This is a genomic window from Flavobacterium piscisymbiosum (assembly GCF_020905295.1).
GTDB classification, from domain to species: Bacteria; Bacteroidota; Bacteroidia; order Flavobacteriales; family Flavobacteriaceae; genus Flavobacterium; species Flavobacterium piscisymbiosum.
Genome location: NZ_JAJJMM010000001.1, coordinates 3725840 through 3742112, shown reverse-complemented (window position 1 = coordinate 3742112; position 16273 = coordinate 3725840). Strand labels below are relative to the sequence as shown.

At 35.3% G+C, this 16273-nt stretch carries 7 protein-coding genes; all 7 read right to left on the bottom strand.

The features are described from left to right. Positions 1-171 precede the first annotated feature (171 nt). Positions 172-2511: a glycoside hydrolase family 95 protein gene (locus LNP81_RS16275; protein ID WP_230037610.1), complete on the bottom strand. Its 2340-nt coding sequence runs from the start codon at positions 2509-2511 to the stop codon at positions 172-174. An 84-nt stretch (positions 2512-2595) separates the two neighbouring features. Continuing rightward, entirely contained in the window at positions 2596-5535 is a 2940-nt protein-coding gene (locus tag LNP81_RS16270) for a discoidin domain-containing protein (RefSeq protein WP_230037608.1), read from the bottom strand. Between the two features lie 194 nt (positions 5536-5729). After that, the gene (locus tag LNP81_RS16265; RefSeq protein WP_230037606.1) at positions 5730-7262 is read right to left on the bottom strand and encodes a RagB/SusD family nutrient uptake outer membrane protein; all 1533 of its coding nucleotides are present in this window, start codon (positions 7260-7262) and stop codon (positions 5730-5732) included. Between the two features lie 25 nt (positions 7263-7287). After that, positions 7288-10314 carry a SusC/RagA family TonB-linked outer membrane protein gene (locus tag LNP81_RS16260; RefSeq protein ID WP_230037604.1) on the bottom strand — a complete coding sequence of 1009 codons (3027 nt, stop codon included), beginning with the start codon at positions 10312-10314 and terminating at the stop codon, positions 7288-7290. Positions 10315-11380: 1066 nt separating this feature from the next. Continuing rightward, complete coding sequence (locus LNP81_RS16255; RefSeq protein WP_230037602.1) at positions 11381-12973, bottom strand: solute:sodium symporter family transporter; 1593 nt, start codon at positions 12971-12973, stop codon at positions 11381-11383. Positions 12974-12976: 3 nt separating this feature from the next. After that, positions 12977-13993 (bottom strand): GntR family transcriptional regulator, encoded by a 1017-nt coding sequence (locus LNP81_RS16250; RefSeq protein ID WP_230037600.1) that lies wholly within the window; start codon positions 13991-13993, stop codon positions 12977-12979. 62 nt (positions 13994-14055) lie between these two features. Next, on the bottom strand, positions 14056-16260 hold the full coding sequence (locus tag LNP81_RS16245) for an alpha-galactosidase (RefSeq protein WP_230037598.1): 2205 nt from the start codon (positions 16258-16260) through the stop codon (positions 14056-14058). Positions 16261-16273: the final 13 nt, after the last annotated feature.

Below are 16273 nucleotides of genomic sequence, written 5' to 3'. Positions count from 1 at the left end.
GCTTTAGCTGGAGATCAAAAGAGTCGAATATAAAAATGGCTTTAGCCGAAATACAATAAGATTTCGGCTAAAGCCATATTGCATATCATTTTATTACCCCCCAGCTAAAGCTGGGGGCTATTCATATATTAGAATTAACAGATTTTTTAAACCTGTTGGGTCTTGTTGGTATTACAATTTAGATGAAGTAATTTCTTTTAATTCTCCATTAACCTTCACTTTTACTTTTGTTGGTATTGGAGATAGAATCTCATATTTGGTTACTTTACCTTTTTCCCATTTGATGTTTACGGTAAAGTTTCCTTCGGCTTTAAGCCCTTTTACTTCACCTTGGTTTAACCAAACATCTGGCATTGCAGGCAATAATTCGATAAATCCGGCATGACTTTGAATCAACATTTCGCCAATTCCTGCAGCTGCTCCAAAATTTCCATCAATTTGAAATGGTGGACCTGCAGAAAGTAAATTGGCATATACACCACCACCAGGACCATAATTAATATTGGTATCATGTGTTTGTCTAAGTATTGTCTTAAATAATTTATAAGCTCTGTTTCCATCTTTTAAACGAGCCCAAAACAGCATTTTGTATGCAATTGACCAGCTTGTTCCATCATCTCCTCTTACTTCAAGCGTTTTTTTAATGGCGTCTACCAATTCTGGTTTGTTTTCAGGAGTAATCAAAGATCCTGGATATAAGCCATATAAATGAGAAATATGACGGTGTTGAGGATCTTCTTCCTTATAATCTTTCAACCATTCCATGATTCTTCCATCTGGACTAACAACCCCTGGAGGCGGTAATAATTTTAATTGTTTGTCTAATTCAATACTCAAATCATTATCTAAACCAAGTTTTTTAGAGGCGATGATCACGTTATTAAACAATTCGCGAATAATTTGATTGTCAATTGTAGGTCCCATACAAACGTGCGACGCATCGCCATTTGGTAATAAAAATGAGTTTTCCGGAGATACCGATGGTGAAGTTACCAACCAGCCTGTTTCAGGATCTTTTACCAACATACTTTTGTAAAACTGAGCCGCACCTTTTAAAATTGGGTAAATTTCAGCTAAATAAGCCTGATCATTGGTATACAAATAATGGCTCCATAAATTGTTGCACAACCAGCCTGAACCTGATTTTGTGATTCCCCATGAAGCACTTTCACCTGGTTCTGTAAAACCCCAAACGTTTGTGATAACATGTGCCACCCAACCATCAGCATTGTAATAGGCTTTGGCTGTTTTTTCTCCATTTGGTACAAGATCTTTAGTCAAATCTTTTAATGGAAGATTCAATTCTGATAAATTGGCGGTTTCTAATGCCCAGTGATTCATCTGAACATTTACATCCAGATGATAATCGGCGTTCCATGGCGTTTGTACTTCTTTCGCCCATAATCCCTGCAAGTTTGGCGGCAACAATCCTAATCTTGTGCTGCTGATACTCAAATAACGACCGTATTGATAAAACAAAACAGGAAGTCCCTTATCTGTATCTGGTTCTTTTATAAAAGTATCTAAACGCTCATTTGTTGGTAATGTTTTCTTTGCGCTTTTTCCGAAATTTAAAGTCAAACGATTGAATAACTTTTGGTAGTTTTCAACGTGTTTTTTCTTCTGATCCTGATATTTCGTTTGCATCGCTGCATCCAAAACTTTATCTGTAGTAGTTTCGAAATTTTTATCTTTATAATCTGTTCCTGCAGAAATAAAAATCACAACTTCTGTAGCATTTTTTATTTCAATTTTATTGTTGGTATATAAAGCATTTCCATCTACTTGCTGAGTTTTTACTTTTGCTTTATATTTCATTCCTTTTCCGTCGGTTCCGTTGTTAAGCTGACCTGTCATAACAAGCGAATTATCAGAGCCATTTACAGTTTTAAAACGTTCTGGTCGATCTAACTGAATAGTGAAATTTAGTTTTCCTTTTTTGCTCGAAGTCAATTTTATAAAACCTGCATCATCTCCAAATCCTGTAAAATATTCACGCTTATACGTCACGCCGTCAATTGTAAATTGAGTTCCGGCAACTGCGGTTTGAATGTCCAGATTTCTGCTATAATTAACCGGTTTTGATTGGGTTTTGTAATCAAATTTTAATGTCATATCTCCCAAAACCTGATACGCTCCAAAGGGTACATCAGCTCCGTTTCCGCTTCCTGAACCTGCTCCTGTACAGATAAAATGCTGGTCGATTAGTTTTTGGGCTTCTTTATTTTTATTCTCCAATAACAATTGTCTTATTTTTGGCAAAAAAGAATATGCTTTGTAATTATTGGCATCTTGCGGACCTCCGCTCCATAAAGTAATTTCGTTCAAAACCAATTTTTCGGTTGTCACTCCTCCGCCCGGCATAATTCCTAAACGTCCGTTTCCTAGCGGCAATGTTTCTTCCCATTGAGAGGCAGGTTTGTTATACCATAATTCTAATGGGTTATTTTGCGAATAGCCTAACAAGGGCAATAGTATAAAAAGCAGTGCTTTAAATTTTTTAATGTTCATAATTCTATTTTTAAAGTATTTTGCAATGTTTATTAAACCTGACAGGTTTTAAAAACCTGTCAGGTTTGTGTTTAGAATAATTTCTTATTTATTGTATGGAATAGCTTTTATAACCGGTTTTTCACCGTTTTTCAAAAGTGTTTCATCAAATTCTACGGTAATTTCTTTACTTTCTCCTTTTAGTAGAGTAAAATAACTATCGTTTATAATTGCCGGTAAAATCTGAGCTCCGGTTTTATCATTTAATGTTTGAATATGGATTCCAAATGCAATTCCTTGTGGGCTTGAAACTTTTGCCTTTATCACATATTTTCCGTTTTGTTTTACCACTTTGCTGGAAACATTTACGTTTGCTTTTGGCAATTTATTCAGTTCTGTAAAATCTTTCATGTTGATTCCTCTCCAATAAAAATTCTCGCTGATTAATTTATTCTGAGCATCTTTCAATTTTAATCGAATAAAATGTACCGGACTTAAATCTGAAGTATTGGCATCGGCACCAAAAATTTTAAAATCGTAAAGTGAATATCCCCAACCTGAACCGCGTTTTATACCCAACATTCGAACATAACGGGCTTTTACTTCGTCAAACGAAATGGTTTCGAGACCTTGTTTTCCTTCTTTTATAACACTTGCGTCTGTCCAGTTTTTCGCATCGGTACTTACCTGGATTTTATATTCTTTTCCAAAGGCATTTTCCCAGTTTAAAACTACTCTGTTTATGGTATATTCTTTTTCAAGATCTACATAAATCCATTCGTTATCAGTAGCATTACTTGCCCAACGACTATTAGAATCGCCATCTGTAACGTCTCTTAGATTTCCTCCATCTGTAGAAGAAGCTGTTGCATTTTTTTGAAACGCAAGATCTTTTTGATTGGAATAAAACGGAATCACAAAACTTTCTGTCGCTGTATTCGGATACGAATCGATGGTTGCATTTTGTTCGAATTTTGCTACTGATTTTCCATCCATATTAAATACTTCGGCTTCAGCCTTTAAATTCTTGAAATCAGTTCCTGTAGTATTAATTACTTTAACCGAATTATTTACCGAATTCCATTGAATATGCATGGGCTCACAAGCTGATTTTACACCCCAATATGCTCCTGTTAAGTCATAGTAATAGTCATACGTTTGCCAAACCATACTAGGATAAGAGGATTGACTCATCCAGATCATAATCCCTGAAGCATCTTCCCACATATGATCTAACCAGCCTTCGTACATGGCTTTGTTGGTTTCGATATTTAATAATTGGGCTTTTGTGGTATATTCTTCGAGGTTATTGGGTTTTCCGTAACGTTCATTTATGCTATTATCATAATTATCCGGCGAAGCATTAAAGGCTTTTTCTCCAAAGAAATGTTTGTCCCACATTTCGTTTCTTGGCCACCAGTCTTTTTCAGGAATAAATTTCTTAAAGCTTTCAATATTAGGGAAAACTGCTGTACCAATTTCAGTTCTTAAACCCCAACTTGGGCCATCGCCCGTTCCTACATAAGCCGCAGGATATTTGGTAAAATAAAACCTCGGATCTTTATTGCCCCAAAGTCCGCTGCCGCTTAAGTTTCCTGTGTTTGAGCAAGGCTGATAATATCTGTCGTTATTATCAAAAGTCTTTATGTTTTCGGCAATCCAGCCGTTTAACGGAGGTTGTGGTAATCCTTCGTTATTTCCGCACCAAACTGCAATACTGGCATGATTTCTTACTCGTTTTATTTTCTCGATTACATTGCTATTAAAAACGTGAATGTCTAATGGTAAGTTAGGATTTGCGTTGAGCCAAAAATCATCCCAAACCATGATCCCATATTTATCACAAGCCTGATAAAATTCATCATCTGTAGTAGAACCTAACCAGTTACGAATAATATTGTAATTCATTTCTTTGTGCAGTTTCACTTTAAGATCGTATTCGTCTCCTCGGCAACGAAGCATATATTCGCTCATTCCCCAGTTTCCACCTTTTAGAAAAACACGTTTTCCGTTTATCGAAACATGCAGAACACCGCCCTCTGTATCGTAAGTATATTTTTTGATTCCGAAGGTTATTTTTTGAGTATCCGAAACTACATCTCCAATTTTTAAAGTAAACTGACACGTATATAAATTAGGATCTCCGTAACCATTTGGCCACCATAATTTAGGATTCTGAATCGAAAGTTCCGGAAATTGTTCTTTGTTAAAATGTACGCTTGTAATTCCGTTTGCATCTAAATTTATTTTTTTAGAAAAAGTAATATTTCCGGGCATAATTACACCTGTCAGAACTGCTTCCTGATTTTGTGCCGATGAATTTTTCATTTCTACTTTTACATCAAGATCTGCTCGTGCATTCGAAGGTAAATTGCTATGAATCCACGGATCTACAATCGTAATTTTGTTTGTATTGCTAAGAAAAACATCATCTGTAATTCCGGAATTTAATCCCGGTACATACGGCATCCAATCCCAACCGGCGCTTGAAATATAGGTTGGACTTCCGTAATTATTTAAAGGCGTTTTCGGGATACTTACCAAAACTGCCAGAACATTTTTATCGTTGCGATGCGCCAACTTAGTAATATCAAATTTACCACGTTGCATCATTCCGCTAAGTGTGGCTATTTTTTTTCCGTTAAGGTAAACATCTCCTTCGCGGTTGATTCCTTCAAAATTTAACCAAATAATATCTTTTGTAAAATTTTCAGGAACCTTAAATTCGGTACGATACCAGAAACTGCGATCGTATTTTGCTTTATCTACCTGATAAATATTATCGCCAAAATTAGGATCTTTCTCTAATCCGTTTACAACATACGAATTGAAAATTGTACCCGGAACAACGGCATTTACCCAATTTGTTCCGGAATAATTTGGGGCCAATATTTTAAGACTGTCCTGCCCTACTTCTGCTTGCGGTTTGACTTTCCAAACGATATCAGAAGAGTTTAAACTTACTTTGTTTTGAGCATAAATACTTAACGAAAAAGCATTTAAAACTAATAACCATATAAAAAAGTGAATATTATTAAACTTCATATTACTATTTGATTCGTTTACATTTTTGTAAACATTAAAAAAAAGAATGCCATTTTGGAATAAGTTTTTTCTAACAGAAAACTTTGTACTGTTATTACCTAAATCCAAAATGGCATTGCAAATCAAAACTGTGACTAACCAAAAATCACGTGACCAAAAAATAAAAAATTACATTAAAACTGTCTTCAAAAACATTAATATCCTGGATTTTGGTTTTCCGGACCAATTTCATCATTAAGCTTGATCTCTCCGATAGGAATAGGATAAAGGTTATGAAATGCGGCAATAGTACCGTTTTGTTTTGCCCATTTGTTACGGGCACCTACTAATTGTACCAATTTCCCTGTACGAATAAGATCCATTCTTCTCCAGCCTTCAAAAGCTAATTCACGCATACGTTCGTCAAGGATTTGATCTCTAAACTGAGTTTGCGAAAGTCCGCTCCATTTCATGGCTTCAGGTAATGTTCCTCCAAAAGCTCTTGTACGAACCTGATTTACATATCCTTCAGCTTCTGTTGTATTTCCTAATTCATTTAAACATTCTGCGTAGTTAAGTAATACATCTGAGTATCTGATATAAGCTTTATTTTTTCCTGAATTCCAAAATGATTGTTTTCCTTCTACACGAATATCTTCAAATTTTTTAATGTGCGGATCTAACTCATCACCACCAAAACCAGCAGGAAGTGTTGGTTTAACTCCTTTATAAGTAAAATCATAACGAATACTGGCATCTTTACGCACATCACCTGGTTCCCATATTCCGCCATCCGTTTTATCTTTATAACAATATTGAGTAGGAAGTATAAGATCATAACCGCCAAAATAAGCATATTGGTTTATGTTAGCTAAAACTCTTGAACCTGTCTGCCATTGTATCTGGTTGTTATCAGGCCAATTATTAGTATACTGCCATTCATATAATGATTCTGGAGAATTAGCGTGATCCGGACTAAAAACATCTGCGTAATTAGGCAGTAAACTATACTTCCCGGAAGTAATAACTTCTCCAAACCATTGCTTTGCTTTAGTATAATCTCGGTATCCTGAAGCTTCTGGAGCATATAAATATACTTTTCCTAAAAGTGCCTGAGCTACTCCTTTTGCAGGAAATGCAGGATTGCTTTGTGATACAGGAAGTTTTTCAATTGCTCTTTCTAAATCGGCAACGATATAAGAATAAACCAAAGGCAAAGGCTGACGTCTTAAACCAAATTCTGCTGTTTTTGCTTTATCATTAATAGGTATTTCTCCCCAATATTGTGTTAGCTCAAACATTAATGTTGCTCTTAAAAAACTAGCTTCTCCCATCAAAAGATCACGTTTTGCACTATCGTCTTCAGTATTGGTTCCTAATGCTCTAATAGTTTGCGCAGCTACTTCGATTACTGGCCATCTGTCATTCCACAATTGTCCAATTGCCTGATTCTCCTGACTTAGAAAACCATTGTACAAATCAAGTCCTGCCTGGTTTGCATCTCCGGTTACCTGCAAAGCACCTTGTTGTGCTTCGTCTGTACCAAGAGAAGTATAAAGGCCTGCACGGTCTTTTTGCATATTTCTCCAATTCGTTATCGCTCCCAAAAGAACAGGCTCTATTTTACCTAAACTGCCATATGCCTGTGCAGCAGTAAGTGAACTTTTAGGCTCTTCCTCTAAAAAATCTGAAGAACAGGAGGCTGAGAATATTGCCACGGCCATAAAGGCTATAATTTTTGCTTTCATAAAATAATTTTTTAAATTAATTTGATTAAAGAGATACATTTAATCCCATAACTACCATTCTGGAAATTGGATAAGAATCTCCTCCCTCTGGATCATAACCTTTATATTTAGTTACAATAAATAGATTTGATCCCGTTACATAAAACCTTACATTTTTAAGAAAAACACTTTCTGCAACCTTGTCTTGTAATGTATACGATAATGTAAGTGCATTTAATCTTAGGAATGAAGCATCTTGTATTGCCTTATCGGTCTCACCCAAAGTATATCTTCCTCCTCCATAATAAGCTCTTGGTACATCTGTATTGGTATTCGTAGGAGTCCAGCGATCTAAAAGATCTGTATGTGCTGCACTCATACCTCCTGAGTTCATATAGCTTTCGTAGGTACCACTTGGTCTTTTACCTCCTATTGAATAAGAAAATACGGCGTTTAATGCAAAACCTTTATAATTAAGATCTGTAGAAAAACCTCCATAATAATCAGGATTCAAATCACCAACCACATATCTGTCCTGATCGTTTATTACACCATCGCCATTGCGGTCTTTAATTTTAATATCCCCAGCCTGAACAGTTCTACTTCCGTAATTTACTCCGGTAAGGTTTTCTCCTTGCTGAGCTATACCATCATATTGAAATACATAAACTGTGTTTACCGATTGGCCTAAGAAAAAGTTTCCGGTACGTTGGATCTCATTGTTGCTATAACCACCCAGGTTATAGATCTCTGTAGCATCTCCATAAAGTTTTGTAACCTTATTTTTTGCCGATGATATGTTGGCAGAAACATTCCATTTAAAATCTTTGTTTCTAATAATGTCACCTCTAAGTTCTAATTCTATCCCTTCATTAGTTGTAGCACCAATATTATCCAGTTTATATTTATAACCTGATGAAACCGGCATATTACGTAACATTAAAAGGTCGTCATTATTTATATGAAAATAATTAGCACTTGCAGTCAGTCTGTTTTGAAAGAAACCAGTATCTAATCCAACATTAAATTGTTTTTGTTTTTCCCATCTTAAATCAAAATTATCGATATAATTATCAGACACATAAGTACCTGAATTATTACTAACTTGTGCATTATATAAGGCAAAATACCTGTAAGCATCTACATTTTGATTCCCCACCATACCATAACCTACACGAAATTTAAGCTGATCTAATTTTTCAAATCCTGAAAGGAAATTTTCTTTGGCAATATCCCAACTTCCTGCTATAGAAGGAAAGGTTCCCCATTTGTTATTAGGGCCAAATTTAGAAGAACCATCTCTTCTTACTGTACCGGTAATAGTATATTTACCATCATAAGTATAGTTCGCTCTTGCAAAATACGATTGGTTTGAATAATCTGTAAAATTCGAACTTAACTGCGCATTATCCTTTTGGTATGCACCTGATAATGCCATATAGGTCAAATCATCACTAACAAATCCGCGAGCTCTTACATCAGTACTATTACCTGAATTACTCATTACAGAAAATCCTCCCATAAGACTTACATCATGCTTTGCAGCAAAAACTTTACTATAACTTACGGTATTATCCCACTGGTAATTGAATTGTGAATATCTATAATGATGTGCCTCCCCATCCATAGAATTTCTAAGTGACTGTCCTGTGGAACTTGGTACATAATCAAAATTTGCCTGATCTGCAATGTCTACAGACAATGTAGTTCTGATATCAAGTCCTTTTAGCGGTTTTGCACTTAAAAAATTACTACTTGTAAGTCTGTTACGTGAGCTTGTATTGATGATATCAAGACTTCTTATCGGATTATAAAGATTCTGGTCAAACACTTCACCATATCTAAGATAAGTAGCCTTAGCGTCTATAGGCAATAGTGGATTTGCTCCCAATGCCACACCAAAAGCACTACCTTCCTGATAATTGCTCTTGCTTCTTGAAAAAGTAGTATTGGTACCAAACTGCAGCCATGATTTTAAATCCTGCGTAAGGTTAATTTTTCCGTTATATCTTTTAAAATCAGAGTTTTTAAGAAGTCCCTCCTGGTTAACATAATTAAAACTTACAAAATAAGTTCCTTTTTCTCCTCCTCCGCTAAAACTTAAATTATGATTCGTTTGAAAACCAGAACGTGTTACCTGATCTAGCCAGTTGTAACTTTTGCCCTCTCTGTAAGAGTCTAATTCATAAGGCGCAAATACAGTCGAACCGTTTGACTTAATTTGATTAACATAAGCAGCACGATCAGCCCCTGGATTTTCATCCATATAACGATTTGCATAAGCATCGACCCTAAGGTCAAATAATTGCTGGCCATTCATCAACGGGATCGTTCTTGCAAATTCAGAGACACCAGTCCATGTATCATATTGTATTTTTGCTTCTCCAGATCTTGAACCTTTTTTTGTTGTAATTACGATTACTCCATTTGCCGCTCTTGAACCATATAGTGCAGTAGCCGAAGCATCTTTAAGCACTTCCATACTGGCAACATCATCAGGGTTAATGTTTTCAAAATTGCTATCGGTAATCAAACCATCTATTACAAATATTGGGTTACCGCCAAAGTTTAGAGAATTATTTCCCCTAATTCTTATTGTACCTGACTGACCGGGTACAGCACTTTGTTGTACATATACACCTGATGCACGTCCTTGTAGCGCCTGCACTACGTTTGGAGTAGGAACCTCTCTAAGTTTATCACCAGAAACACTGCTTACAGCACCTGTCAGATCTCCCTTTTTCATTACAGCTCCAACTATTACAACTTCATTCAATTCCTGTGAGCTTGGTTTTAAAGATGCATTTACAACCGCATTATTGGCAGAAACACTTTGAGTATTAAATCCTATGAAACTAAATTCTAAAGTAGATCCAGTTTTAACATTGGCTAATTTGTAACTTCCGTCAATGTCAGTTACAGTTGAGTTCTGTGTACCCTTTACTACAACTGTAGCGCCAGGCAAGGGTAAATTTTCATTATCTGTAACTTTACCGGTGATGGTTTGGGAATAAAGTGTACCGGCGGACATCATAACTACTAAGAAGCATAAGTATCTTATTGCAATTCTCATAATGATTTGGTTTTTAGTTAATAAAATATTGAGTTGGTTTTTTTGAATTATTGAGCATTTAAAATATGAGAAAACGAATTGACTTATACTATACTATACTACAACAATACAAACATGCAAATATTTTCATAACAACCAAATTTATGTTTTAAGAATTTGTTATTTTTTTCGGCCTTTTATTTCGGCTTTACTATAAATAAGATCATTTAAAAAGGAAAAAGAAAAAAAAGAAAGCAATAAAATAAAGAAATCTCACACAAAAAACTATCAATTCCTAGTTTTAAACAAAGAAAATAACCACTTTACAACGATTTCGGCTACATTAATTTTGTTAATCAATAATGGCAATAAAAGTGAAATTTCTAAAAAATTATTACTAAAAACATTATAAAAAAATCTCAATTAAGGGCTCAAAATGGTAAAACAAATGCCTAATTTCTTTGTGTAAAAACGACACATTGATGGGGATTTTTGCATTAAAAGATATATCTTATGATTAATATATTCCGTTTTTAAAAGTAATTTTTGCTGATATTCTTTGTCATAGCACACAGATGACACGGATTTGCTTCGCAAAAGCGCGGATTAAAACGGATTTTTACCATTTGTCATTTGCTTAACATACAGTAACCGCAAGCTTGTCATCCTGAACGAAGGATCACACTAGTAATTCCGTAAAGTGATGGACCAATCTTTGTCGAGTTTCTTTGTCGAGCTTCTTGTGTGATCCTTTCTGCGTCAGGATGACAAATACTTTGGGGTTATGTTGGGTGTAAAGTGTTCAATGCAAAGTAACCACAAGCTTGACACTAAGGATGACAAACAAAAAATCCGCGTAAAATCCGTGTTTTTGCGAAGCAAATCCGTGTCATCTGCGTGCCATGACAAAGAAATTCTATAAAGATTGTTGATCATAATTGTGTAAATTTCTTTGCGTTAGACGCACTGCTGTGCGTCTCTACAATAAAACCCTCCTTCATAATGAAACAAAAAAAGGGCGCACAACCGTACGCCCCTATATTAAAACCTTTGAACCTTTGTCCCTCAGAACCTTAGAACCTTCCTCCTAAGCTATCCCCCATTTCGAGAATAAAACGAAAATACTCACCATACCCATCAAAAGTAAAGCGAAATACCAGTAACGGTTTTTCCAAGGCGATAATTCGACAGATTCAATTTTGATTTCGGTGTATTTATATTTTGGATAAAACTTAGCAACCACCAGCATACATATTGTGGTAAACACAAATAATAACGCCAGCATATGCAAATAATGCAGTTTGATATCAAGGATATAATTGAAGATGATATAACTAAAAATAAAGAATATCATTCCGATTTTGGCTGCTTGTGGCGGAACTTTTTTAGAAACAAAACCAACCAGAATAATCGTAAAAATAGGCACGCAAAACATTCCGCCCAATTGTTGCAAATAGGTATAAAAACCCGCTTTGCTAAACATGATAAACGGAGCCGAAAACATGGCTAAAGCCGAAACAATAATTTCGAATTTTCGTCCGGTGTACACCAAATGTTTTTCTGTAATTTCTTTATTTCTTTTTTCTAACCACGGTTTATAAAGGTTGAGCACAAAAAGTGTACTGCTGCTGTTTAAACCAGCATTAAAAGTACTAATGGCAGCGCCCAGAACCACTGCAGCCGTAAGACCAATCATAATACCAGGCAATGTATCTTTTACAACCAAAGGAAAAACCTCAGCGGTGTTTTCGAGATTACTATAGAGATGAACCCCAACCAATCCCGGAATATTGATAATAAACGGACATAGCAATTTTCCTAAACAAGCCAATCCCATCCCTTTCTGGCTATGCGATAAACTCTTTGCAGAAAGTGCCTGCTGAACAATAAACTGCTCCATTCCCCAATAATACAAGTTCATGATAAACATACCGGTAAAAATGGTACTCAGCGGAATTTCGTCTTTTGGACCTCCAATAGCATTGAGATGTTTTGTATGTTGAGACAGCAAAATATGAAATCCTTTGAACCAATCGCCATTACCCAGAAATTTAAATCCGAAGTATGGAAAAGCAATCCCAATGGTTAATAACCCAATACTTAAAATGGTATCACTTATAGATATTGCTCTTAAACCTCCTAAAACCGAATACGCGCAACCTGTTAGCCCAATCACCCAAACCATAATCCAGATGTTTTGCCAATAGCTTAATTGTAAAGGCTCTATAAAATTGAACATTCCGGTAAGTGCAACTGCGCCACCGTATAAAACGGCTGGCAATAAATTCACGACATAACTGCACAGAAATACAATCGACACCAGTCTTTTGGTCGAATTATCATAGCGTTTTCCCAGATAATCCGGAATTGTCATGGCTCCTGTACGAAAATAAATAGGCAAAAAGAACTCTGCTACAAGCAACATCGCCAGCACAGAACTTACGCCCCACGCCATAACGCTCATATTGTTGGTGTATATGGATTCGTTTTCGCCTATAAATTGATTCGCACTTATATTACTTAATAATAAGGCTCCTCCTACTATAAAAAAATTGTTGTTATGATCTGCAAAAAAAAGTCCGTTTGTAGTTTGGACCTTTTTTTTACGTGTTTTTAAAGCTGAAAATAAGGCGATAAAACCCGTAATGAGCAAAAAACTAACAATCGACAATACACTCATACATTACAGCGAATTTCTATCAACTAAAATTGTTGGAACAATCTCCTGAATCTTTTTACGATTCAAAACAAAATTAGCTGCTTTTTTTCCCATTTCAGAGAAATCTGTAGAGAATGTAGTTACTCCGTCAAAAATAATTTCTTTTACGATATCATCATTATGCGAAATAAAACCAATGTCTGAACCTATTTTAAGCCCTTTGATTTTGGAGTCTTTCAGCATTTCCCACAATTCAAGATTGTGAATCGTGAAATACACTTTTCCTTTTTCAAGAGAACCGGATACATACTCTTCTTTGATAACTCCTTTAATATCATAATCCTTCATGAATCTTTTAAATGAATTTAAGATTTCATCAGGTTCTGCAGATGATGGTTTAAAGAAGAAAATGATCTCGTCGTATTTTTTAATTTTATCTTTAAGCTGCACAAAAGCATTGTAAGAAGAATCTCCAAACTCTTGTGCAACATAATTATAATCTTCATCTGTTTCTATAAAACGGTCTACCAGTAACACTCTATTGGTAGGCAATTGTTTTAAAACAGCCGGTGTTTTTTTACTCGGAATTGGAGCAATAACAAACATGCCGTATTTTCCTTTTATATTCTGAACAATACTTTCGAACGTATCAAAATTATTGTGGTGAAAAAAGATATCCAGCTGAATGTTCTTTCCAAGACCTTTTCTGAAATTCTCGTAAAACGTTTCCTGAAAAATATCAAATGCAAATATTAGCAAAGCCACTTTTAGCTCTTGTTTTACATCATTGGTCGCAACAAAATAACCCAATCGGTTTTTTGACTCGATAATTCCTCTGTGCACAAGTTCTTTATAAGCTTTGGCAATGGTTTCTCTCGCAAAACCCAATTCACTTATAAATGTATTTACAGATGGCAGTAAATCGCCTTTTGTAACCACTTTTTCATCAATGGCATTAATTATACCCTGAACCAATTGCTCATGTTTAGATAAGGAATTGATGGATTCCAGATTTTTTATCTGTTGGATAATTTGCTTCATAAAACGTTTTAATAGGTATTTATTTAGAAATCAATTACAAATATATACTAATGTTTGAGATTTTAAGCCTTTGTAATTTTTAAAACAACACTCGTATTAGTAGAATTCACATTCGGGTTAATTCCTACCTGCATTAAAAAATCACCTGAATATGTGGCAGTTTCTACCACCGGCTTTTTATCCGGATATACATTGATTTCTTCTACTTTATAGTTTTGTCCGGCTTGTAAACCTTTTAATTTTATTGGTAAATGTGTTCCTGCTTCGTAACGGGAATTAACAGAATAAGTAAAAACTACCGCTTCATTTCCGTTTTTGTTGACAAACATTACCGATGCCGCATCATTACCCCAAGGGTTTTGCAAACGGTATTGGTCTCCCTGCCAGATCGTGTTGCTCAATGCATTATAGTTTTTAATTGCCTGCTGAGCAAAAGTTAAATCTTTCTCGTTCAGATCTTTTACTACAATATCAAAACCTAATCTTCCCATCATAGCAACATCGGTACGGTATTTTAAAGGTTGTTTTCCCCAATCTGTAACGTGTGCAGCGATTGTTAATGCAGGATAGAAATAAGAGTATTCCCATTGCATATATACACGCTCTAAAGGATCTGTATTATCACTTGGCCAGAATTCTGTAAAGTATTTCAATGCCGCATAATCTACTCTTCCTCCACCACCGGAACAAAGCATCATAGGTACTTTTGGATATTTTACTCGAATGCGCTCCAGAACTTTATACAATCCTGTTACATAATCTGTATAAAAATTATTTTGTTTGTCTTTTAAATTGCTTGAATAGGCATTATAAATCACCGCATTACAATCCCATTTGATATACGCCAATTCCGGATTTTCTGTAAAAAGATTATCCACAACTCCATAAACAAAATCCTGAACTTTTGGGTTTGATAAATCTAAAACCAATTGGTTACGGAAATAATGTTCTGTTCTTCCCGGTTGTTTGATAATCCATTCCGGATGTTTTTTGTACAAATCACTCGCCGGATTTACCATTTCAGGCTCGATCCAGATTCCGAATTTTACCTGATTGTCTTTGGCTGTTTGTACCAAAGTTCCAATTCCGTTTGGTAATTTCTTTTTGTTTACGTCCCAATCTCCAAGAGCTGCATCATCATTATTACGAGGAAAATTATTTCCGAACCATCCATCATCCAATAAAAACATATCAACGCCTAGTTTTTTACTATCGGCAATAAGTACTTTTAATTTATCTTCATCAAAATTAAAATAAGTAGCTTCCCAGTTGTTTAGCAATGTCATACGGCTTCCTTTTCCGTCTAATATTTTATAATTTCTTGACCAGTCGTGTAGGTTACGGCTTGCGTTTCCTTTTCCTTTAGAAGATAAAGTATACCAAAATTTAGGCGTTGTAAAAACTGTGTTTTTTGCCAATGAATAAGCCGCCGCTGCATTATTAATCCCTGAAATAACACGAAGATTATTTAACGGATCTAATTCAAGATCGGTACGAAAATTTCCTGACCATTCTAAACCTGCAAACAATACTTTTCCTTCATCCTCTGTAGCTGGTTTATCCAAAGAAACCATAAATACAGATGGCTGAAACAAGTTGGCACGCGCTCCTAATTTGGTGTCCAAAACTTTAATTCCGTGCGTTAGTTTGGTTTCTTCAGGCTGCATTTCTTTTGCCCAGTCACCATGATATTGGTTCAGGTAAAAGTTGTTATATCCTTTCAAATACAAATTGGCCGAAGCATATTTGTTTAACGTAATATTTCCTTTTTCAGAATGCTTAATCGTTGTCCATTGTTCGATAACATCAGTATCATAATACGACTGAATAAACATGTGAACCTCGATTGGGTAAACATTATCTTTTAGTGTGATTTCGGTTTGAGAAACTCCTGTACTTATCGTTGTTGTTTTATGATCTACATATAACAAATCCAGTGAAGTATTTCCGTCAGCGTGTGTTACGGCAATCGCCGGTTCCAATAAGTTTTTAGAACCTGATGGTGTATAAGCTGCATTGTAAATTCCTGAATAATCTGTTCCTTGTTTGAACTGACTTTGTATTTTTACGTAATCAAAATCGTTTGCTAATTTTTCTCCTAAATAAATGGTGTTCACTTCTTTTCCCGGAGTTACCTGCAAAACAAGCGCATTACTTTTTGTTTTTACTGATATAATTTGTTGCGCCGAAACCGGGCTGCAATAACTCGCCAGCATAAAAAATGCTATCCCAAAAGATTGCCTTAAAGTGGTAATGTGTTTTTTCATTTTATTATATTTT